This is a genomic window from Natrialba aegyptia DSM 13077, from assembly GCF_000337535.1.
Lineage (GTDB): Archaea > Halobacteriota > Halobacteria > Halobacteriales > Natrialbaceae > Natrialba > Natrialba aegyptia.
Genome location: NZ_AOIP01000066.1, coordinates 1 through 1945 on the forward strand (window position 1 = coordinate 1; position 1945 = coordinate 1945).

Consider the following 1945-nt stretch of genomic DNA (forward strand, 5'->3'; position numbering starts at 1 on the left):
CTCCCTCGCGCCATCAGAGATGTGTATAAGAGACAGTCGCAGGACGGCGCAAGGGTCGCCGAAAATCGAACCGACCCCACCACCCACCACAGGGACCTATAACGGTGTCTAGGGGGACCCCACCCGGCACCTCTCACCTCGCGGTGGGACCGACCGATCTAGTCTGGTGGCGGTCCTCTATCCTCGTCGCGCCGGAAGTCTCCCGACGCAGCCGACACCCAGTCCTCGACGATCGGATCCCACGCCATCAGTGACCAGTCCTCCTCGAGCGCACTGCCGTCACGATCGTCGCCGCCCGGATCGCGTGGATCGAGATCGACGTCGGCGCTAGATCCGTACCGCCGCGACCCCGACGGCAGGAACGACAGCGAGCCACGACCGAGGTACGCACTGATGTAGTGCGCCGCGTTCCGTGCGTCCACCCGCCGGATGTCCACCACCCGGCCGAGGCCGACGCGCTCGGCCAACTGCGACAGTTCCCGCTGCGGCAGGAACCGATCCACGAGCAGGTGCAGGTGCGGCCGGTCCCGCTCGTCTCCCTCGTGCCGCACCCACAGATACGACAGGTTTGGATAGCGGTCCCTCAGTTCCGTCCTCAGCGCGTTCCACCGATCGGTGATGTACTCGTGCTTCTCCTCCTTCGACGCGGGCGCTCTGCGGTCCACTGTGAGCGTCAGGAACCGACGCATCTCCGGGCGCTCCTCCGTGATCCGTTCTATCTCCTCGATCAGTCCCATCCTCAGCCGGTGGCCGCAACACTCGCAGTCCCACGAACCGCAACGGTACGACGCCTGTTCCCCCGATTCTGTCTGGTACTTCAGGTGCGCCAAGTCCTTCCGGCAGTCCGGCCGCTCCCGATCCGGCCCGCAATCCCAGTCCCGACCGAGCCGTGACTGCTCATCCAACTCGACCTCGCCGTCGACGGGATCCGCGCTCACTCCGACCACCCCGACCGACGCGATCGCGAGCTGCTCCACGAGTGGCCCGACAGCACGTCCGGCCCAGCTGGGGCGGCACTATCCGACGACCGCGACGAAGACGAGCCGGTGGCACCGCACCGCACCATAGCCACCGGCACGTCTTCTACCGCACCGCACGGTGGAACGCCTGAATTGGCGAAGCATAGCGGCTCTTGAGTTGTTCTAACTAGCGTCGAGTAAAGACCGCACCGCCGCCGCACCGCCACCGCACAAGATAGCCCCCTCCCGCCGGTCGGGGGCGTGCGGATCGGGCGGCCCTCGAGCCGGGTACGCCGGCTCTCGGGCAAATCAAGATCGCCCGATCCTTGCGGTGGATCGGCGCTTAGTCGTCCAGACCGAGCGTTTCCGTGAACCGTCGAAACACTTACTGACTCGGCTGAGAGAGGACAGAGCGAGGACGAACCCTCCGGCCAAGAGGTTTCCACCGGGCGATTCTGCCACAAATCGCGTCCGGTGGAATCGTCCGTCGCCCGGGCCTTCTCCGGGCATTCACTCACGTTGCGTAGCTTTGACTGCGACGAGAACGACTAGCCCCTTAAAGAATACTGACCTTTCACCCCGGCAGAACATCTACCTATCCCGATACTACCAACACGCCCACATATTGTTATTAGCAGTTCTAACCATAGCCAGACAGAACCCGAAACCGCATGACAGCGCAGGGGTCGCCGATCGCCCCGGAGTATCACCCATCACAACTTACCGCCGTCTTGCGATTCTTCCCCCTGTCGAATCCCGGCCCTATCCGTACAATCGCAGGACGGCGTAAGGATACCCCTGTCTGAACCGCCACAACTTACCGCCGTCTTGCGATTCTCCCACCACAATCACTCGCCCCTCCGCTCCCTAATCGCAGGACGGCGCAAGGGTCGCCGAAAATCGAACCGACCCCACCACCCACCACAGGGACCTATAACGGTGTCTAGGGGGACCCCACCCGGCACCTCTCACCTCGCGGTGGGACC

The 1945-nt window shown here is 64.2% G+C and carries 1 protein-coding gene; it reads right to left on the bottom strand.

What is annotated here, in order from left to right:
* Positions 1-158 precede the first annotated feature (158 nt).
* Entirely contained in the window at positions 159-977 is an 819-nt protein-coding gene (locus C480_RS21955) for a rolling circle replication-associated protein (protein WP_004045523.1), read from the bottom strand.
* Positions 978-1945: the final 968 nt, after the last annotated feature.